This window comes from Ochrobactrum sp. RH2CCR150, assembly GCA_014138095.1.
In the GTDB taxonomy this organism is placed as follows: Bacteria; Pseudomonadota; Alphaproteobacteria; order Rhizobiales; family Rhizobiaceae; genus Brucella; species Brucella gambitense.
The window spans coordinates 752,967-770,907 of record JACGXE010000002.1; the positions used below are offsets into that span (position 1 = coordinate 752,967).

The following is a 17,941-nucleotide window of genomic DNA, read 5'->3' on the forward strand; positions in this document are numbered from 1 at the left end:
AACCCCATGAACAAAACAACGTTCTTCGCGTATGCGAGGCGCGCGCCTTTTGGCGGGCGCTTGAGCCAGTCGCAGGTCGACGGCACGTCGGCAATTCTGGCCGAAGCAGAGCGCCGAGGCTTGCCGGATGAGCAAGCGGCCTACGTGCTCGCGACAGCATTCCACGAGACCGGCGGCAAGATGCAGCCTATCGAGGAAAACCTCACCTACACCAGTGCGGCTCGCATCAGGCAGGTCTGGCCGTCGCGGTTCTCCACTGTGCAGGCCGCCCAGCCTTATGTGCGTAATCCACAGGCCTTGGCTAACAAGGTCTACGGCGGGCGCATGGGCAATACCGGTGCGAATGACGGATGGCTATACCGCGGTCGCGGGTTGGTGCAGATCACCGGCAAGGACAATTACAAGAAGTATGGCCTTGGCGATAACCCCGACGCCGCGCTGGAGGACAGCACCGCAGTGCGCATCCTCTTCGACGGGATGATCAACGGCAAGTTCACGGGCAAGCGACTGGCTGACTACTTCGGTGCCGGTAACGCTAACCCAGAAGGTGCCCGCGCAATCGTCAACGGCACTGACAAGGCCAGCCTGATTGCGGGTTACTACCGCAACTTCCTCGACAGCCTTGTGGCGGCGCGTGAAATGAAGCCTGCCATTGCCGAAGACGCCAAGCCTGATGATGTGCCGCTTCTCGAAAGCCCAGCCGTAAAGCTAATGCTGACCGGTGGGGCGGGCACCATGGCGACCAGCCTTATCGGTGCGGTCGCCAACCCATGGGCATTCGCGACGGTCGCGCTTCTACTGGTCGCTGCAGGCGCGGGGTTCTGGCTCTGGAAGAGCGGCAGGATCGAACTGAAGAGGGTGGTGGCGTGATCGTCAGAGTAGCGATCGAATATGACACGGAAGCCGAAACGGCCGTCGTACAGATCGGCAACGAAGCGCAGGAATGGCACCGTGCGCGGCTTACCAACAGCGCCATGACCGAAACGCGGGACGGCTACTTGCTGCCTATCTCAGGGCCGCGGCAAGCGCTGATTTTAACGGGGGTTCCGACATGACGTGGATAGCCGCCCTGTGGGCGACGACAAAAAGCCAGATCACTGGCTGGGCCGTGGCAATCGCTGCGGCCCTTGCGATTCTGGTGGGTGCTTACCTCAAAGGCAGGGCGGACAACGCCACAAGCGCAACCGTCGACCGGCTGAAGGCCGCCAACAAAGCAAGGAAGATCGAAGATGAAACCAGCAAGCTTGGCGGCGGCGATGTTGACGCTGCTCTGTCTCGGTGGATGCGTGACAGCCGGTAGCTACTGCGACGTCGCGCGGCCTGTTCGCCCGAGTGTCGAGGACAGCCTGACCGACGGCACAAAGCGCCAGATCCTCGCGGAGAACACGAAACTGGAAAAGCTGTGCGGGGTGCGACCGTGAGGGCGCAAAGGTATGGCTGGCCTGCCTGTGGCTGGGTGTGGCAGCAAGGGGGATTATTGGATGACCGGCGCTGAAATCATGGCCGTGGTCGGCTTTATCGTGATGCTGATGGGCTTTCTGTTCGGGCTTTGGAAATACGTTGAAAGCCAGATCGCGAAAGCTGAGACGCGCAACGCGGCGAAAGCCGAAGCTGCGACCGCTCTTGCCAGCCTGACCCGGCAGGAGCTTTCCGACTACAAGCTGCGCGCGGCAGAGACGTTCGCCACCAAAGCAGGCATGCAGGAGCAGACCTCCCAGATCATGCGAGCCATCGAAAGTGTGGCGCATCGTATCGACGGTCTCACCGAGCGGATTGATAACATCATGGCGACGAGGACGGGGCGTACAAGAACTTGAGCTTGAAGTTTCGATTTCTCGATCATATGTAATGATAGCCGAAGTGCTTTGAACGTGCTAACTTACATCCGTAAGACTGATTGGAGGCAAAAAAACGCTTGCAAATGCGAACTTTTTTGCTGCATATGCGTTTTAATAGCGAGCACACGCGAGCAGACTGGATTCTCGAAAGGTGAATCTGGAAAGCCATTCGAAGCTGCAATTACTTGCTTGCGAGTAAATTGGAGCGTGTTCTTAACATCTAGACCTTTGACATCGTCCGGCCGGGCGTCTCACTGGTGGTTGTTACGATCCGTAGGTGTGAAGAGATAGGTTGCGGGTGAATATTCTGCACAATCTCGTTGTTCGAAAGGCAAGCACGAATTCCTGCTGTAGGATTAAATCCATGGCAAAAAAATGGGCTGGTGTCGCAAATAGCGCACCAGCCTTTTTGTTAATGCCCGATCACATAATCGTTAGGTGCGATGTTGACGTGAGTTTTCTTTGGTGGGCTGCCATCGCCGTGGCAGTTATGATAAAGTGGTCTTAGTTTACCTTTGACGGGGGTGCAGTCGTAATGAAAGCAGTGATCGTAAGCCCCGCCTAGCCGACTTCGAGCATTCAATAAACATTCAACACTGTGTTGTTTAGCTGAACTATTACGCAGATACCCGTGACGATCATTTCCCGGGCTTTTGAAAAAATGGACCCCATCACATAACGCGCGCTTCTGCTCATCAGGTGGTGTTTTCCAAGGATGTTTCGCGATGAAATTTGCTATTGCATCACTCAACAGCTCATCTGGATCGGCACAATATGTCACCTTTTCGTATAAATTTTTCAACATATGGCGTAGATCGTCCCCCTGAAAATTTCGAACAGGAAGAAGTAGTGGGTTAAGATTATGAACGTTTGTTTTATGTGTTACGCGACTTGATACATCTCTTAAGCGTTTACTTGCTTTAATCACATCGGAAGTAAAGTCGTTCAGTATTTTGTTTTTTTCAATGGCATTTTTTGCTGATTTAACATCAGGAACCGTCAATCGATGGGGTAAGGCAAACGGAAAAAACCTTTCCAAGAGTTGATCTGTGCTTTTGTCATTGTAGTCTGCATACAACAATAAGGTTACGATTTTTTTGTTCTCTTGCCGTTCTATATAATAATCGAACAATTGATTGATAATCTTTTCGGCATGATTAGGATCGTAACTACCTTCCCATTTATTGGGAGTGATGAATAGTCTACCTCCCGGAGCGATCTTTTGCGCGGCTTCTTTTCGGAGCCGATCAAAAAATGAAACGGGAAGTCCGGCGATGACAAGGGAATAGTCCGTCATGATCGATCGTCCAACTTCGCTATACGTTCTTGTTCATCAAAGCAACTATCACGTCCATGGGTAATGAGACCGTCGCCAATTGTCGCTTATCAAGCGCATCTACTATGGCATGCAATAACGTTCTCTGATGTCCAAATGGAGATATATGCGTTCTAGGTTTAGATAAGAATTGCTCTGTTTCAAGTTTATTATCTTCGATCCAACTAATTATCTTGGAGTAAATAACTTTATCTCTGTCGTTAGATGTGTCAGGCGTTATATATTCACTATCGATTGCGACATACGAAGGCGAAGGCGGCGCATCGACGTCCTCAAATGTAAAATCATCGAGATTGACGAAACGCCTCGATCCTACTACCGGAACTGAGAAGGCGGCCCAGAAACGATAATTGAAACGAAATTTTCGGTCTTTTTTTTCAGTTGTCGCATCAGTAATTAAACTTGCCAATTCTTGACTATTTCTTTTTATAAGAGATTGAATATTCCTAAACTGCCCCGTGAAAATTATTTCGTATTTGTCCGAAAAACGTTTTCTCACAAAATTGGCCAGACTTTTCTCTTCTTTTTTAATCGTCTGGAGGTCTGAGCCAATATCCATGCCCAGCTTACTGAGAAGGTAAGGTTGACCGGTACTTAATTCAGCATCTGCCAAGGCCTCTATTTTCGATGCGATTCTTGAAAGTTCGTCCATAAGTTCCGCCCCCGGTCGTTTAGTCGATAATAAATGCTGTTATGCCATTTTAGGATGGTTTTGAAACCCACAATATCGAGGTGAGTGAAGTAATCCAATTCAATATATGATCGCGATAAGCGTTAGTTTGATAGCGAGTGAGTTTCTCCATTAACACCACATTTATCGAGACATTCCATCCTTCCTTCTGCGCCGCTCACCACGGCCACCAAACCACACACGAGGAGACTGTATGTCCAATGACAGACAGGGCGCGGGTGCGCCCATCGTTGTTGATGTCGCTCTGGCGATGAAGCAACTGGAAGAAAACCCTGACTTGGCTGCCAAGATGAACGAACTCGCGTTCGGACCGTTCGCGGCGAGACAGCTTGCTGCGCGCGATGAGCTTATTGAGGATCTCGTTGAAGCTGTGCAGATGTTCTCTGACAACGCAAAAGAGGCGGGTGATCTGTTTGAAGACGGTCGCAACTCAGAAGCGTGGGAATGGCTGCACACCGCAAGCATCAAAGCCAAAGCGATCCTCGCAAAAGCACGAGGTGAATCATGAGCACAAGCCATGGAGGCCCGGCCTTTCCATCCACGGTAGAAGCCGGTGAGGATCGCTTTGGTAACAAGTCTCATGTCTTTTATCGAGGCATGACGCTGCGCGATTACTTTGCGGGGCAGGCGTTGGCCAGTTGGCCAATTACGGATCATAGCACCGATCTAGCCAGTAAATGCTACGCGCTCGCCGACGCCATGCTTGCGGCAAGAGGACACTAGATGAAGCTTTCACACGAAGAACTCCTGCGGCGCGCCGAGGCTTACCGTGAGCACGGCACGCTGGTTAAGGCTGCCGCTGCGCTCGGCATAAAGAAGTCGGCGTTCCACGAGAGCATCAAGCGGGCGGCGGAGATTGGGCTGTTGGGGCCGGCACCGACGCTGCCCGGTTATGCGATCAAAAGCCTGACCGAGACGCCGAACGGCACATATATGCGCCAGATGAAAGAGGCTGGCGACAAGTGGCGGGTACCGGAGGGACATGCTGTACGCGGCGTGTCAGCGCTGATTGACGCGGAAGGCCGCATCATCCAGCAATGGCAGAAGACGGCTGTTGAGCGCGAGCCCGAAGATTATATAAAGCGGCTAAAGGCTGCGATGGCCGACTATGAGCCCGCTACGACCACATCTATGCCGTTCGTTTCCGACGCTGATCTATTGACGCTCACGCCGTTGGCCGATTGGCATATCGGTTTGAGAGCATGGGCAGGCGACACGGGAACAAATTGGGATTTGGCAATCGCGGAACGAGTCATCGGGCAGGGCATCGAGGATGCTGTTGCTCGCTCGCCAGCCTCTGCCCACGCTATCGTGCTGGGCGGGGGTGATTTACTCCACTCAGATTCCAACGAGAACAAAACGGCCCGGTCCGGCAACGCGCTTGATGTTGATGGCCGTTACGACAAGTGCATTGACGTTGCCGGGCGGCTGGTTGTCAAAACCATAGACGCCAACCTGCGACGGCACCGGCACGTCACTGTTCGCATCCTAAAAGGCAATCACGACGAGCATTCCAGCGTAGCTGTCGCCTACTTCCTTAAAGGCCACTACCGCAACGAACCGCGTGTGACCGTCGATACCGATGCAAGCCTCTTTTTTTGGCATCGTTTCGGCAAGGTGATGATTGGCGCGACGCATGGCCACGAAGCCAAGATCGCCAACATGCCGTCCATTATGGCTCATCGGCGCGCAGAGGATTGGGGCGCGACCCTCTTCCGATACGTTCATGGGTTTCATCTGCATCACTCGGCGAAGTATGCGACTGAAGGCGGCGGATGCATTTCCGAGGTCCATCAGACCCCGACGCCGCAAGATGCGTGGCATTGGGGGTCTGGCTACCTGTCCGGGCGGTCAATTCAGTCAATTACCTACCATAGGGACTATGGCGAAATTAGCCGTGTAAGGGTGGCTATGGTTGATGGCGGGCCGATTGCGGCAAACGATGATGTAAGGGTAGCAGCATGATTTGCACCGTCGAAGGATGCGAAAAGAGGGCGAGTTGGGGTGACCTTTGCAGCGGCCACGGCCACAGGCTTAAGAGGTACGGATCTCCAACAGGAAAGCCCGCACCTAAAGTTCTTGGCGTCTGCGCCGTTGATGGGTGCGGAGGGAAGCTGGCGGGCGCGGGATATTGTCGAAAGCACTACAAGAGATTCCGCGCTCACGGCGACCCTCTTGGTGGCGGGATCGATTATGGTTCTGCCAACGAGTTTGTGGTTGATTCTGCCAATTCGGAAGAGAAGATCGAGTGCATTATATGGCCGTTTGGCAAATCCAAGGACGGGTACGGTCGCGTTAATGTCGGGGGTACGCCCAAGGGCGCTCATGTCGCGGTAGCTGAGCTTGCCCATGGCCCGAAGCCCACTGCAAAGCACGAATGCTGCCATTCGTGCGGGAATGGGCACCTTGGCTGCGTCAACCCTGCCCACATGTATTGGGGAACGCGAAAGGAAAATGTAGCCGATGCGATTGCACATGGAACTTCATACACGCTCCATGTGCCGATCGGGGAGGCGCACCACTGCGCGAAATACGATGACGCAACAATAGATATTGCTATGCGGAGAATACAAAGTGGAGAGCGCCCGTCCTCGGTTGCGAGGTCATTGGGTATATCTGCGTCTTACATTTATAGCTTGTCTAGCGGTAAATCCAAGCGCGCTCAGGCTTGGCTTGCCGCGAATGATAATGTGGCGAGCGAGAGAAGGGTGGCTTGAAGCGTTTAGTTTTGATCCCCGACGGATGGTCGGCCCCATACGGTGAAATAAAGCCAGGATTGTTCCTAGCCAATGGCGAGGTGTGCCTAAAATCAGAATACGGGCAAGAGGGCTATTGCGACAGTGGCGAAGCTTTTGCGCGGCATAAAATGGAGGTCCAGCCGATCAAGGCGATTTGGGAAGAATACGAAGACTAACCAACTCGCGCCGCCCACCAAGCGGCGCTTTCACCACAAAAACGAGGAGAGAACATGCTTGAAGAAGCAGAAGACCGCGCCGCGCGAGCGGCGGTAGAAGGACGGCAGATGACGACAGGTGGGGCAGTTATAAGTTGCCTGCCAAAACCTTATAACGACAACTTGCCCGTAACCAGAGTAACGATCAGGGCGGGGGAGCTTTGCATCGGTGACGTTCCTGTGCCGTATCCAGTGCCAGTTGCCGAGCAACCGGCGCGCAAGCCACTCGTCATCATCGAAAGTCCTTTCAGCGGCGATGTCGTGCGCAACACCGAATATGCCCGCGCGTGCCTTCTGGACAGCTTGCGCCGGGGCGAAGCGCCGATTGCGAGCCATTTGCTTCATACGCAAGTGCTGGATGATTTGCGGCCTGATGAACGAGAGCTCGGCATTGAGGCCGGTCTCGCTTGGTATCGGGTGGCGGAGAAATGCGTGGTCTATGAGAATTTCGGGATGAGCCGAGGCATGGCGGAAGGAACGGCGCGAGCGCTCGCCAATGGCGTGCCGGTTGAATTTCGGCGGTTAGGGGCTTGGAGGGCGGCGGCATGACCAACTTCCACATAGGCCAGAAGGTCGTCTGCATCGATAGCGCTGTCGGCTTCGAACAGTTCATCGAGATCAAGGAAGGCGAGGTCTACACTATAAGCTGGATCGGACCGTTTGAGCACTACACGCAGGGCAGCTACATCGGCGTGCGTCTGAAAGGCGTCGATCGGGGCATCTGCCCGCAGTTCGGATATGACAACCCGCCGTTTGCGGCGCGTCGGTTTCGTCCGCTTGTTCGCGATCAGCTGTCTTCGGTTCGCGGCCTACTCGCAGGCGGTCCCGTCACTGAGAAGTTCGAAGAGCCGAAGCGGAAAGTAAGGGAGGGCGTCTAATGGTTCCAGATGCACGAATTGACCGTGAAATTGCTCGAGGTGAACTGGGTTCTGGCAAGCAGCCCATGCCAAAGCCGGTTCACTTAACCGACCTGAGCCTACGCGCAGCCGCAGCGTCCGTTGCCTCCGACGGCGGCAGCACAAGCTATTACGAGCTACCTCCACATGCGACCGAACTGAACGACCTGATCGAGCACAAAGGCATGTCCTTCGCGCTCGGCAACATCTTTAAGGCTTGCTATCGGTTCGGCGAGAAAGACGCGGCCAGCCGAATGTATGATCTGAATAAAATCATCTATTTTGCGGAGAGGCTGAAGGCGTTGGAGAGCAGGAAGGTCTGATCAAAAAGAACCCCGCGGCGAGAACCGCGCGGGGTTAAGGCTACTGAGCCCTCTCTCCCAAGGGCGACAGAAATTTATCCAATTGGGCAAAAAAGTAAATACTAGTCCTTCGACCGATCCGGATAGGGTTCTTTTGGCAATCTAATATTAGGATTGCCAGGCGAGTTTGTCTGCTCATGGGTAGGTTTTTCCTGATGGTCGCTGGGTTCGACAGGAGAAGGATCCCCGGCTTCTTTCTCCCGCACGAGCTTTGGATCTGACCAAGGGTTTACCGTTCTGGGAATTTTTTTCACTTTCATTTGTTTTTCCTCGTTTCGTTCTTCAACGAGTTCCGCAAAGCGTCCATGATGTTAATAACGTTGCCGCGTTGCGGTTCAGCGTCGGTCGCTTTCTGCTTCGCTTTCGTCGGCTTTTTCAGTGTCTTCTTTTTGGCTGCTATGATGTCAAGCAGGTGCTCTTGAACTGGGTCTTGGACTAGGTCGGGCTTCCAGTCCCGGGTTTGCTTTTTGATGAACTTTTCAATCAGCGGCAGTGCGTCCGGATCGGCCTTCTCCTCGCCAATGCTTTCAAAATAGAGATCTTCGTCGCGCACTTCGTCACCGTAGCGCAGGGTCCAGAGAATAATCCCTTTGCCGCGCGGCTCAAGCATAACGGCCCGTTCGCGCCGAGACAGGACCAACCTTGATATGCCAACCTTGTTTTCGGCTTTCATAGCCTCACGAATAACCGAGAAGGCTTCCTCGCCGACGGGATCGCTAGGAGACAAATAGTAAGGGGTGTCGAGCCAAATCCACCCGATACTCTCACGAGGTGAGAACATTTCAATATCGATCGTTTTGGTGCTATCGAGCGCAACGTTCTCCAGTTCATCATCTTCGAGGAGAACATATTCACCTTCTCCTCGCTCGTAGCCTTTGGCCTCATCGCCTTCCCTGACGTCCTTGCCGGTGACTGCGTCGACATAGTGACTGACAACACGGTTCTGGGTCTGTCGGTTTAAGGTGTGAAAACGGACCTTTTCACTTTCAGAAGTCGCTGGCATCATCTCGACAGGGCAGGTGACAAGCGAGAGCTTCAGGTATCCCTTCCAGTATGGACGAACAGCCATCTCGAATTCTCCTTAACTTGCCCGTCTCGTGGGTGAAACAGACTTTCTGGAACTTGTGGCTGTTTTGGTGGTCTTTCTCCGAGCTGGGGCGCGATCAGCGTTGGCCGCCGTGCGTTTCGTTTTCGCGACACCAAGGCCGGCGCTTTCGCGGAGAGCCTGTAGCAAATCGCTCGGCTTGGATGCGACGGGCGCCTTTTTCTTAGGAAGGGTTCGACCTTCAATTTTTGCCTTGACCAGGTCGGCCACAGCCTCCTCATATCGGTCGTCAAACTTGCTGGCATCAAATTCGCCAGCCTTGGTGCCGATGATATGTTCCGCTAATTCCAGCATTTCGCCTTCAATCTTGATATCCGGCACATCCTCGAACGCTTTCTCAGCAGATCGCACCTCGTAATCGAAATTGAGCGTTGAAGCCGTCAGACCCTTTCCGTGGGCCCGGATAAGCACCGTCCGCATGCGGCGGAATAAAACTGTGCGTGCTATGGCAGCCACCTTGGCCTTTCTCATCCCATCGCGAAGCAGGACAAAGGCCTCCGTACCCATCTTGTCCGGAGCGAGGTAGTAAGGCTTGTCGAAATAAGCCGTATCAACCTGGTCGCATGGAATAAAGGTTTCGATCTGTAAGGTCTTGTCACTTTCGGGGATCGCGGCGGCAATCTCTTCGGGCTCGAGAACCACATATCGGTGATCATCCACCTCGTATCCCTTGACCTGATCCTCACGTTCCACGGGCTTGCAGGTTTCACTGTCTATATATTCACGGCGTACGCGATTTCCCGTCTTGCGGTTAATCGTGTGGAACGAGATTCGTTCAGACGTAGATGCCGCTGTATATAAAGCTACCGGGCATGATACCTCCCCGAACTTTATATATCCCTTCCAATTAGCTCTCGGCGACGCTACCATTTTACTTACTCCCGACACCGACACCGACACCGACAACACGATGCGTGCGAATCACTTGCAATCGAGTCGAACGAATCACTCTCTGATTCGTTCCGGGGCGTAGAGATTCATTTTGAGGAGCATCCAATGAAAACCCCGAATGACCGTTGCAGGTCACTCGGGGATCCCATGAGTTCGGTGTGCCCAAACTCAGCGGTCGCTCTCTTTGGGGGAGCGATAGCGAAACTATTTCTGATCTATTTTGTTCCTTAGAAAGGTAAGCCCCTGACGCTTATGTGATGGGCGCGCTGCGCCCAAAGGCACGGCGCGCACATCGAAAAAAAGCCCCGCTTGATCGGCGGGGCAATTGGTGTCATTGCAATGGTATTAACCCACGACTGGGTTATTTGTTCCTTCAGGTATGTCGGAATTGGTCTGCATTGCGCGTAGGTCGTGCCGAATAGTATATCGCTGATGCGCCAATCTGGCAGCAAGTTCAGTTAGTCGCGACCTTTCACGAAGTCCGTGTTCGTAGAGCATTAGGATACAGGATGCGAGTTCACTACCCGAATAGTTGTGGTCACTTTCTTCCAATAAGACAGCAGCGTTGGTGAAGCAGCTACGTAGGAAGTCCACTTCAGCAGGAATGTATATTCGGCTCGCTTCGTTGAAAAACGGCATGTCAGCCTCCTTATACTAAAGGCGTAATCGTAGCTTCATTAGCGATATCTAAAAAGCAAAATTTTAACAATTTTGGCAACGTAACGCTCGGTCTAAGAATAGTGAACCCCGCCAGCCATTTAGCTGACAAGGCGCGTGCCTGCCGAACCGAGGCAGGCCGATATTAGGCACGTCGTCGTTGCCAAAAACGGCGAAAGAACCGGCAAAACGGGGAACAGAAGGCTGGTGCTATTCCTCCGGATCGGTTCCTGTCACGCCGCGGTGCATGTTCTCAGCAACTATCCTTATTGCGGTTGCCGCTTCCTCCTCCGACCATCCGGCCTCTACAGCGTCCTGGATGAGTTCGGGCACGCCGATCACCTGAGTGCGGGCTATGGCCGCAGTGACCTCTGCGTCTCTGGCGCCGGATACCACAGCTCGCTCGACCAGCTCCGCAATTCCTTGCGATACCGCTTCTTGGCAGTCGATTTCACGATCTGGATAATCACCCGGTTGTTTTGGTCCGAACATTCCATCCTCCCTAGAATAAACTTGCCTGTGCTTCCTCGATGTGATTGCTTGGCGTTAGGTCGATCAGATCAGCGTCTGGCAGGGGTTTCTGCATGTCCTTGGCTTCATTCCACGGCGCACGTAGCCAAGTATCTATTTCTTCCGTGGTGCGGAGTATGACCGGCATTGCCTTTGGATGAACTGGCCAGACAACGCCATTCGCCTCGGTCGTAAGAAATGCAAAGATATCGATCTCGACCAGACCTTCTTTACGCTTTCGGATCGCTTTCCATCGCGTCCAAAGTCCAGCGAACGCAAACAAAGGCTTTTCCTCATTCAGAGCAAACCAGTGAGCGGGGAGCTTTCCAGTTTTCGGATCGCGGACTTTACCGTACTCGGAAAATGAGGTGGCCGGGACGACGCAACGATGCTCGACGCCAAACCATGGCCGCCAATGCCCTGACTTGAGATTTCGTATGTTGGTAACGCCGCTGTCCACGTCAGATTTCAACTTCTCTGGCGGTGTCGGCATGCCCCATCGAAGCATCGCCAGTTCCGGCTCATCGCCTTTGACATTTCTCAACACTGGCGCGGGATAGTCGGGATAGATATCCAACTGTGGATCGATGCGGTTCGTCATATCCGAGAATTTCGGGAACAGGCGGCGCATGGCCTCATGGTTCGTCGTGATGTTGTATAGATTGCACATGCGCGCCTCCTCTTTTGCGAAAAGAATAGTGCGCTTATGATCTGCGTCCATACGTTGATGGAACATCACTGCGATAAGACTGTTACCTTAGACGATTGAACATGCCGAGGAGCCGGTCGAATGAAATGGATAGCTGTAGCAGTTGGCCTCGTGGTCATGTCCAGCGCGTCATTTGCGCAAGGATCTGGAGCGCCATCGCAATCTGGTGGGCAGGAACCTGAAGTGCCGGGTAACCCTCCAGCAGCACCGGGCCAGCCACCATCCGATCCAGACAGCACCCAAGTCCCGTCGTCGCAAAAGCAAGATCAGATACAGAAGCCGGAGATAGACGCATGTTCGCCTGGGCAGGAAGCAAAAACCTGCGTTGAAAAGCAGCGTGGCACCAAGTAGCTCTTATTTGCGCCGTCCAGCCAAGGCTTCTTCGCCTTCCTGTTTATGCTCACGGCAGAACCAGAGTTGAGCCGTAGCGGTCTTGTAGCCGAACGTTCCCCACACCTTGCAGCCCTTCGCATCGCAGAAGTGCTCAAACAACTTGTTGCCTTTGGCGCTGGTAGTTCTGTCGGTCTTGTACCCAGTCATTCTCTATCTCGGTGGTTTTGTAATCCCGAATTGTGCATCGCCCTTGGCTGTACAGGCCTTGCACCGCATTCGCGGGTGCAAATCCTCGAAGTAGGTGTGCGTGCCAAACTTTCGCAGAATGATGGTTCTGTCCACCGATCCGATATGACCGCAGCGACAGCAATAGCCGTACAGTTCGTACCAGCCAAACAAATCCATTATCCGAGCCGAAGCAGGCATTTCCTTCAGGAAGGTCGGTCTTATTCTCATTTCTCAAAATACGTCTCCCACGGCTTGGAAGACTTATCGGCAGGGTCGTGCGGCTTGCCGCCGTAGAGACGGATGAACTCGTTCTGTCCCTCCCGAGTGTTAAAGCGCGCAATGCTAAATTCCGTCAGATTGTGTTGAGCTCCACCCCAAAGCCGATACCCGCCCAATCTCTCTCGGTCGTTCAACATTTGAACGAGGTTTGTTCGGTGCCAGTCTGTGAGGTGAAGCACTACCTGAAACGGGTAATCTTTATTGATAAGGCTTTTTGGCGGCTCACCGCGTGAACGGCTCATTTGGGAGACTCAATTCTTATCGCACAACGATTCTTTCCCACTTGTCGGCAGAAGCGGTAACGCCAAAAGGCTTGCCGCCATGCCGACGCATGAAAGCGCTCATGCACTTTTCAGTAGGGAAACTGAATACGCAGAAATCGATTCCGGATTTGCGGGCCATGCGATGAGGTAAGCGGGCGCCAAGGCGATCGGCGTCGCGGTGTACTTCGCGCCGGGCGCATTTCAGAGCGTAAGCTTCAGGAAGGGCGACTTGGAACGTTTTCATCACGCTGCCCTCTTGAATAGGTCAGCGCGTTGGCCATGCGTAATGGCGAGGCGAGAAAGTTCGACTTCGCGCGCCAGAAAGTCACGCTCTTTCAGGAGCGCCTCAATGGCCGCGTGCACATCGCCGCCGTGGTAGGCGAGTACCTGCTGAATTTCGTCTTCATAATTTTGCACAAGAGCGTTCATGGCTTCCTCCTGCTAATTTAGATGTTCCCATTTTGTTCTCATGCAGAACGAAAGTCAACAGGGGACGATTCCGTATCGTTGGCTTGTCGGTTCGTGTGCCGTTGTATATTATGTGCCAAAATTATCAGGAGTTCATTTTGGCCAAAATTAAGAAGCGATCCTGGGAGAATGCCAGCGGACAGCATGAGGCTTGGCAACTCGATTTTACGGATCGTCTCGGCAAGCGGCACCGTGAGCAGTTCACAAAGAAGCGCGAAGCAGAAGCAAGGCTGGCTGAACTCATCGCCACGACAGGTTCAGCCACTTACAAGGAAGAGGCGAAGAAAACTACAGTTGCGGATGTTTGCGACGATTTCTATAAAGCCATGGAGCTACGCCACAAGCGCGGCGAGAAGGTCGTTCAGTCCTATCTTCGGACGACAAAGCAGCATTTCGATAATTGGATCAACCCTACCGATGAAAGCAGCATTGGCTTCGAAAACGGCATTGGCGAGAAAACGCTGGCAGAGCTAACGACAGCCGATGTCATCAAGTTTCGTGATGACATGCGCAATGCTGGGGCGGGAATTGTCACAACGCGGCGCGTCCTAGGCACGTTAAGCCGCACCCTCAAGCATGGTATTGAAACGAACAAGGTCGGTGTAAACGTTGCGAAGGGTGTCCGCGTCATTGGAAAGCGAGACGAAGGATCTGAGCGAGTAACGCCGCCGTCTAAGATGGCTTTAGCGGCAATTCTCAATCTGGCTCAGGCGCCTATCGACCTGCGTATCCGCTTTGCCGCTGCCACTGGCCTGCGTGCTTCCGAACAGTGGGCGCTGCGATGGACGCATATAGATATGGAAAACGGTCACGTCAGTGTCGAGACGCGCGTTGATGCCTATGGCGAGTTTGACACGACAAAGTCAGGGGCGGGCCGCCGAACCGTTCCAATCGGCAAGGCGATGATTGATCAGCTGAAGACGTGGAAAGCGTCGTCCAAGCATAACGGATTTGACGACTTCGTGTTTGCCGACAGCAGGGGCGGATTCATCAGGCACACGAACTTTATGAAGCGGGATTGGAAACCCCTTATAGCCGAGACAAACGCCCCGGATATCGGATGGCACGCCTTGAGGCATTATGCGATTTCGACGTGGATCGAAGCCGGCCTTTCCCCCAAGGCCGTGCAGACATTGGCAGGGCATGCCAGTTACGCAATAACCATGAATCGATACGGCCATCTGTTCCCATCCGACGATCATAAGGCAGCATTCGACAGGATTGCCGAAACGCTAGCCTCATGATAGATTGGCACACAAATGACACATGATGCAAATAACGTATTGAAAATAAACATGTTATTCACTGACTTTTAATCAGTAGGTCCAGGGTTCGAATCCCTGCGCGCTCACCACTTTTCCAAGATTTACTTGATTGTCTCGCCAGTCTTCGGATCAATTTTGATTTCGACTTTCGCGCCGTTTTTCATGAGATACTCTATCTCATAATAACCGCGGTCATTCCAATCGACCTCATCGACATATGCAAAATCCGCCGACTGCTCGATCTTTGAAATGATGTCAGAGAGCTTCTGTCCTTCAGGGGCTGCAGCTAATGCCAGACTACAAGTCGTCGCAAATGCCAGAACGGTGAGCAATAAACGCATCGCTTATCTCCTTTTCCATTGGTTGCAACGGGAGATATAGGCCCGCATTCGCCAATGTTAAGGAACAGAAGCCCTGATCCTACGAAAGATGAGCGAACCTACGAGGCCTCTTCCTCAATGGCGGTCTCTGCGATCTGTTGAGCGCCGCTATTAATCTGGTGCGCCGCAAGGAAGCCCAGCCAGACGGCAATCAGGCATATGATGACCGAGAGGCCAATATTGAGAAGGGCTTTGCCGGGCTGGCCAGCTCTCAGAAGATCCAGTGTTTGCAGGCTGAAGGACGAAAAGGTGGTGAAACCGCCACAAACGCCGACCATAAAGGTCAGGCGCCAGATTTCGGGCACGGCGAAGCGTCCATGTTCGAGCGTCAGCGTTCCAAAAAAGGAAATTGCGAACGATCCCACGATATTGATGACAATAGTGCCCCAGGGCAGGTCACGGCTCACCGGCAGCATTAAAAGGGCGAGCCAATAACGCGCCACGCTTCCGATCGCTCCGCCGAGCGCCACCATGATGGTTGCTTGCATAATTCACCTGTCAAAATTGTGGAACGAATACGCTTGCTGGAGAGAAGCGGGCAGGGAGCACCCTAGAACCTCGACGGCTCCGACCATCGACGTATTGCGTTCCTATTGTCAATTCGATCAGGAGTCATCAGCCAGAAAAGGCGGTTTCGGGAGAACCCCATTCCCATCATGCGCATTGATTATATATAAATGCCAAGGCTCACGTCAACGACACCATCCTGTCAGAAGGCCGGTTCGTTACGCTCGAAAAGCGTCCGCGTCTACAGACGCGCGACGCGATTTCGCAAGGCGTCGCTCACGCGATAAATGGCGGAGGCAGGCGCAGGCAGGGTGCGCCGCATGAAGGCGACTTTCTTTAGATAGCGGTCGATCCGCCATGTCGCCCAGGTTCCACCACGAAAATAGGCAACATCGCCGGCTTTCAGCGTGCGTTGTTTCCCATCTGCATCGGTCACATGCACTTCGCCTTCGAGAATATAGACCGTTTCATCCCATCCGAAATACCAGCGAAACTCGCCGGCGGTGCAATCCCAGATCGCGGTGAAAGCCGCACGGTCGCCACTGGAGGACTGTTCACATGAACGCGCCAGTGGCGATCCTTCCAATATCCAGTCCGGATTAATTGGTGCTGGCTTTAACTCCATGTCGAAAGCGCTGTCTGCGATAAGCGCAGGCTGAACCGGCGTGCTAAAAATATTAGGCTTGAAGACATTGGGCATAGTACGCGCAACTGCCATAACGGTTGTTGCCAGCATGAATTTCCAGGCCATGAAATCCCCCGAATAATGTTGGCCCGTGTTTAAAGACAAAGAGTCGGAAAAGTATTAATTCGCGTGCGAAAATTGACACGAATACAACCGGAAATTTCGGCGTCGAGGCGGGGCTCACAGCACTAATTGTACATCAATTTTATTGAACGCATTGTGATTGCTAAACAATGAAAATGAAACAAGACCTGTGATAAGTGTGATTGCGAGCCTCCTGAGAGCAGGGGGCATTGTCAGATCGATCCCGATAAGAGGCGCACGAGCTATGAGCCAGACGAAGCTATTTTCTCCATTGGAAGTGGGCGGTTTGCATCTCAAAAACCGCATTGTGATTGCTCCAATGTGCCAGTATTCGGCCGAGGACGGCAAAACGACGGACTGGCACCTGATGCATTTGGGCAATCTGGCCCAATCCGGAGCGGGGCTGTTGACGATTGAAGCAACAGCGGTCAGTCCCGAAGGCAGGATCAGCTACGCGGATGTCGGCCTTTATTCCGATGAAACCGAGGCTGCACTGCAACGGACACTCGACGGCGTTCGTCGCTGGTCGTCAATGCCAATCGCTATACAGCTGGCTCACGCAGGCAGAAAGGCATCCACCGATTTGCCGTGGCTTGGCGGACGTCAGATTGCGCCAACGCACGAAAATGGCTGGCAGACCATCGCGCCGTCTGCGTTCGCGTTCAATTCTGCCGACAATGCTCCGACACAGATGGACAAGGATGAGTTGAAGCGCATCCGCGAAGCATTTGTAGATGCCGCCAAACGCTCTGCGCGACTGGGTTTGGACGCGATCCAGATTCATGGCGCGCATGGTTATCTTCTGCACCAATTTCTGTCGCCGCTGTCGAACAAACGTGACGACGAATATGGTGGTTCGCTCGAAAACCGCATGCGTTTCCCATTGGAAATTTTCGACGCCGTTCGTGCTGTCTTTCCGGCAGATCGTCCAGTCACGATGCGGCTCTCCGGAACGGACTGGGTTGATGGCGGCTGGGACGTCGAACAGACAGTAGCGTTGTCAGAAGCCCTGGCCGCGCGAGGCTGCGCGGCAATTCACGTTTCGAGCGGCGGACTTGACGCAGGTCAGAAAATTCCGGTTGGACCGAGCTATCAGGTGCCGCTGGCGCGCGCCGTCAAAGCAGCGGTCAATATTCCAGTTGTGGCTGTCGGTCTCATTACCGATTTCGAGCAGGCAGAAGCAATCCTGTCGACCGGCGATGCAGATATAATCGGACTGGCCCGCACGGTACTCTACGATCCGCGCTGGCCTTGGCATGCAGCAGCCCATTTCGGCGAGACCATCGAAGCTGCACCACAGTTTCTGCGTTCACAGCCGCGCCAGTTCCGCAATCTCTTTACGCAGATGATTTGATAGGTTTGTTCGACTAGAACCTGTAAGGGGCAGCCATCGGTTGCCCCTTCAATGTGAGTTCATGCTGAACCGCGACTTTTAGAGTTAGAGTTTATTCATATCGATGTCTGTTTGCGACAAGTTTCTGACGGAAGATCTCTGCCGGTG

General features: G+C 53.4%; 27 protein-coding genes and 1 riboswitch. Of the genes, 13 read left to right on the forward strand and 14 right to left on the reverse strand.

Going from position 1 to position 17,941, the window contains the following annotated elements:
- Positions 1–6: 6 nt before the first annotated feature.
- From FHW03_RS07300 to FHW03_RS07315, 4 genes are all read left to right on the forward strand, one after another.
- Entirely contained in the window at positions 7–870 is an 864-nt protein-coding gene (locus FHW03_RS07300; RefSeq protein ID WP_182520006.1) for a chitinase, read from the forward strand.
- Positions 867–1,055 (forward strand): hypothetical protein, encoded by a 189-nt coding sequence (locus tag FHW03_RS07305; protein ID WP_182520007.1) that lies wholly within the window; start codon positions 867–869, stop codon positions 1,053–1,055. Before FHW03_RS07300 ends, FHW03_RS07305 begins: the two co-directional genes overlap by 4 nt.
- Positions 1,052–1,300, forward strand: coding sequence for a hypothetical protein (locus FHW03_RS07310; RefSeq protein ID WP_182520008.1), 249 nt, complete (start codon positions 1,052–1,054; stop codon positions 1,298–1,300). Before FHW03_RS07305 ends, FHW03_RS07310 begins: the two co-directional genes overlap by 4 nt.
- Positions 1,301–1,481: 181 nt before the next feature.
- Entirely contained in the window at positions 1,482–1,817 is a 336-nt protein-coding gene (locus FHW03_RS07315; RefSeq protein WP_071632845.1) for a hypothetical protein, read from the forward strand.
- Positions 1,818–2,250: 433 nt separating this feature from the next.
- Here FHW03_RS07315 and FHW03_RS07320 read toward each other — a convergent pair whose 3' ends face one another.
- Both FHW03_RS07320 and FHW03_RS07325 read right to left on the reverse strand, forming a co-directional pair.
- Entirely contained in the window at positions 2,251–3,135 is an 885-nt protein-coding gene (locus tag FHW03_RS07320) for a hypothetical protein (protein ID WP_182520009.1), read from the reverse strand.
- Between the two features lie 19 nt (positions 3,136–3,154).
- Positions 3,155–3,826 (reverse strand): hypothetical protein, encoded by a 672-nt coding sequence (locus tag FHW03_RS07325; protein ID WP_182520010.1) that lies wholly within the window; start codon positions 3,824–3,826, stop codon positions 3,155–3,157.
- A gap of 232 nt (positions 3,827–4,058) precedes the next feature.
- Here FHW03_RS07325 and FHW03_RS07330 point away from each other — a divergent pair, with 232 nt between their 5' ends.
- The 7 genes from FHW03_RS07330 to FHW03_RS07365 all read left to right on the forward strand — a co-directional run bounded on the left by FHW03_RS07330 (position 4,059) and on the right by FHW03_RS07365 (position 8,037).
- Complete coding sequence (locus FHW03_RS07330; RefSeq protein WP_182520011.1) at positions 4,059–4,373, forward strand: hypothetical protein; 315 nt, start codon at positions 4,059–4,061, stop codon at positions 4,371–4,373.
- The gene (locus tag FHW03_RS07335) at positions 4,370–4,588 is read left to right on the forward strand and encodes a hypothetical protein (RefSeq protein WP_182520012.1); all 219 of its coding nucleotides are present in this window, start codon (positions 4,370–4,372) and stop codon (positions 4,586–4,588) included. Before FHW03_RS07330 ends, FHW03_RS07335 begins: the two co-directional genes overlap by 4 nt.
- Positions 4,589–5,830, forward strand: a complete 1,242-nt coding sequence (locus tag FHW03_RS07340; protein WP_377514328.1) for a hypothetical protein — start codon at positions 4,589–4,591, stop codon at positions 5,828–5,830.
- A gap of 748 nt (positions 5,831–6,578) precedes the next feature.
- On the forward strand, positions 6,579–6,779 hold the full coding sequence (locus tag FHW03_RS07350; RefSeq protein WP_182520014.1) for a hypothetical protein: 201 nt from the start codon (positions 6,579–6,581) through the stop codon (positions 6,777–6,779).
- Between the two features lie 54 nt (positions 6,780–6,833).
- A complete protein-coding gene (locus tag FHW03_RS07355; protein WP_182520015.1) occupies positions 6,834–7,367 on the forward strand; it encodes a hypothetical protein in 534 nt (177 codons plus the stop codon).
- Entirely contained in the window at positions 7,364–7,696 is a 333-nt protein-coding gene (locus FHW03_RS07360; protein ID WP_182520016.1) for a hypothetical protein, read from the forward strand. Before FHW03_RS07355 ends, FHW03_RS07360 begins: the two co-directional genes overlap by 4 nt.
- Positions 7,696–8,037, forward strand: a complete 342-nt coding sequence (locus FHW03_RS07365; RefSeq protein WP_182520017.1) for a hypothetical protein — start codon at positions 7,696–7,698, stop codon at positions 8,035–8,037. The genes FHW03_RS07360 and FHW03_RS07365 overlap by 1 nt, the downstream gene beginning before the upstream one ends.
- Before the next feature lie 101 nt (positions 8,038–8,138).
- Here the strand turns inward: FHW03_RS07365 and FHW03_RS07370 are convergent, their stop codons facing one another.
- From FHW03_RS07370 to FHW03_RS07410, 9 genes are all read right to left on the reverse strand, one after another.
- The gene (locus FHW03_RS07370) at positions 8,139–8,336 is read right to left on the reverse strand and encodes a hypothetical protein (RefSeq protein ID WP_182520018.1); all 198 of its coding nucleotides are present in this window, start codon (positions 8,334–8,336) and stop codon (positions 8,139–8,141) included.
- Entirely contained in the window at positions 8,333–9,145 is an 813-nt protein-coding gene (locus FHW03_RS07375) for a Ku protein (RefSeq protein WP_182520019.1), read from the reverse strand. Before FHW03_RS07375 ends, FHW03_RS07370 begins: the two co-directional genes overlap by 4 nt.
- 12 nt (positions 9,146–9,157) lie before the next feature.
- Positions 9,158–10,051 (reverse strand): Ku protein, encoded by an 894-nt coding sequence (locus FHW03_RS07380; RefSeq protein ID WP_182520020.1) that lies wholly within the window; start codon positions 10,049–10,051, stop codon positions 9,158–9,160.
- An 888-nt stretch (positions 10,052–10,939) separates the two neighbouring features.
- Complete coding sequence (locus FHW03_RS07385) at positions 10,940–11,221, reverse strand: hypothetical protein (RefSeq protein WP_182520021.1); 282 nt, start codon at positions 11,219–11,221, stop codon at positions 10,940–10,942.
- Positions 11,222–11,231: 10 nt separating this feature from the next.
- Positions 11,232–11,909 carry an SOS response-associated peptidase gene (locus tag FHW03_RS07390; protein WP_182520022.1) on the reverse strand — a complete coding sequence of 226 codons (678 nt, stop codon included), beginning with the start codon at positions 11,907–11,909 and terminating at the stop codon, positions 11,232–11,234.
- 154 nt (positions 11,910–12,063) lie between these two features.
- Positions 12,064–12,243, reverse strand: coding sequence for a hypothetical protein (locus tag FHW03_RS07395; RefSeq protein ID WP_162762601.1), 180 nt, complete (start codon positions 12,241–12,243; stop codon positions 12,064–12,066).
- 59 nt (positions 12,244–12,302) lie between these two features.
- Positions 12,303–12,488 carry a hypothetical protein gene (locus FHW03_RS07400; RefSeq protein WP_182520023.1) on the reverse strand — a complete coding sequence of 62 codons (186 nt, stop codon included), beginning with the start codon at positions 12,486–12,488 and terminating at the stop codon, positions 12,303–12,305.
- 558 nt (positions 12,489–13,046) lie between these two features.
- Complete coding sequence (locus FHW03_RS07405; RefSeq protein ID WP_138787445.1) at positions 13,047–13,295, reverse strand: hypothetical protein; 249 nt, start codon at positions 13,293–13,295, stop codon at positions 13,047–13,049.
- Positions 13,295–13,480, reverse strand: coding sequence for a CUE domain-containing protein (locus tag FHW03_RS07410; protein ID WP_182520024.1), 186 nt, complete (start codon positions 13,478–13,480; stop codon positions 13,295–13,297). The genes FHW03_RS07405 and FHW03_RS07410 overlap by 1 nt, the downstream gene beginning before the upstream one ends.
- 83 nt (positions 13,481–13,563) lie before the next feature.
- Here FHW03_RS07410 and FHW03_RS07415 point away from each other — a divergent pair, with 83 nt between their 5' ends.
- The gene (locus FHW03_RS07415) at positions 13,564–14,763 is read left to right on the forward strand and encodes a tyrosine-type recombinase/integrase (protein WP_377514334.1); all 1,200 of its coding nucleotides are present in this window, start codon (positions 13,564–13,566) and stop codon (positions 14,761–14,763) included.
- Positions 14,764–14,885: 122 nt separating this feature from the next.
- On the opposite strand, the gene FHW03_RS07420 is transcribed toward FHW03_RS07415, so the two are convergent.
- The 3 genes from FHW03_RS07420 to FHW03_RS07430 all read right to left on the reverse strand — a co-directional run bounded on the left by FHW03_RS07420 (position 14,886) and on the right by FHW03_RS07430 (position 16,422).
- The gene (locus FHW03_RS07420; RefSeq protein ID WP_182520025.1) at positions 14,886–15,125 is read right to left on the reverse strand and encodes a PepSY domain-containing protein; all 240 of its coding nucleotides are present in this window, start codon (positions 15,123–15,125) and stop codon (positions 14,886–14,888) included.
- A gap of 98 nt (positions 15,126–15,223) precedes the next feature.
- Positions 15,224–15,652 carry a fluoride efflux transporter CrcB gene (crcB, locus tag FHW03_RS07425; RefSeq protein WP_182520026.1) on the reverse strand — a complete coding sequence of 143 codons (429 nt, stop codon included), beginning with the start codon at positions 15,650–15,652 and terminating at the stop codon, positions 15,224–15,226.
- A gap of 111 nt (positions 15,653–15,763) precedes the next feature.
- A riboswitch (Fluoride riboswitch) is annotated at positions 15,764–15,826 on the reverse strand.
- A gap of 86 nt (positions 15,827–15,912) precedes the next feature.
- Positions 15,913–16,422: a cupin domain-containing protein gene (locus tag FHW03_RS07430; protein ID WP_182520027.1), complete on the reverse strand. Its 510-nt coding sequence runs from the start codon at positions 16,420–16,422 to the stop codon at positions 15,913–15,915.
- A gap of 262 nt (positions 16,423–16,684) precedes the next feature.
- Between FHW03_RS07430 and FHW03_RS07435 the strand changes: the two genes are divergently transcribed.
- Entirely contained in the window at positions 16,685–17,794 is a 1,110-nt protein-coding gene (locus FHW03_RS07435; protein WP_182520028.1) for an NADH:flavin oxidoreductase/NADH oxidase, read from the forward strand.
- Positions 17,795–17,941 lie beyond the last annotated feature (147 nt).